Source organism: Neoroseomonas rubea, from assembly GCF_016106015.1.
Classification (GTDB): Bacteria; Pseudomonadota; Alphaproteobacteria; order Acetobacterales; family Acetobacteraceae; genus Neoroseomonas; species Neoroseomonas rubea.
Map to the genome: position 1 here is coordinate 1 of NZ_JACADQ010000701.1, position 759 is coordinate 759.

At 75.2% G+C, this 759-nt stretch carries 1 protein-coding gene; it reads right to left on the reverse strand.

What is annotated here, in order from left to right; genetic code table 11:
- Positions 1-759: Mur ligase family protein (locus HW577_RS25935; protein WP_198378946.1), on the reverse strand; the 759-nt coding region annotated here is incomplete at both ends.

The following is a 759-nucleotide window of genomic DNA, read 5'->3' on the forward strand; positions in this document are numbered from 1 at the left end:
CGAAGGCCGCGAGCGCGCCCGCCGCCGCGCGTGGCGCGAGCCCGAGTGCGGCGACGGCTGCGAGCACCGCGCAGGCATTGAGCGCGACATGCCGCCCGGGTGCGGCCAGCGTCAGGCCGATGCGCTCGCCGCCGAGCAGGATCTCCGCCCGCCCGCCTTCCGCATCGCCATGGTAGGAGAGCATCCGCGCATCCGCGCCCGCCGCTTCCCCATGCGTCATCACGCGCAGGCCGGCTTCGGCGGCGCGCGCGCGCAGCCTTCCCGCGAAGCGGCCGTCGGCTGGCAGCACCAGCGCCCCGCCCGGCGTGACGCCGAGCATGATGTCGCCCTTCTCCTCGGCGATCGCCTCCTCGCTGCCGAGATTGCCGATATGCGCCGTGCCGATGTTGGTGACGACGGCGACATGGGGCCGTGCGAGGCGCGTGAGCGGAGCGATCTCGCCCCGGTTGTTCATGCCCATCTCGACGATGGTGAAGGCGGCGTCGCGCGGCATCCGGGCCAGCGTCAGCGGCACGCCCCAGTGGTTGTTGTGGGAGGCAGCGGCGGCATGCGTCGGCCCGAAGGCGGCGAGGGCGACGCGCAGCATCTCCTTCGTCGTGGTCTTGCCGACGCTGCCCGTCACGCCGACGAAGCGCGCGGTGGAGCGCGCCCGCGCCGCCGCACCCAGCGCGGCGAGGCCCACCAGCGTATCGGCCACGCGCAGCAGCGGCGCATCCGGTGCCGCGCCCGGCGGGTCGCGATCGACCAGCGCCGCTGCCG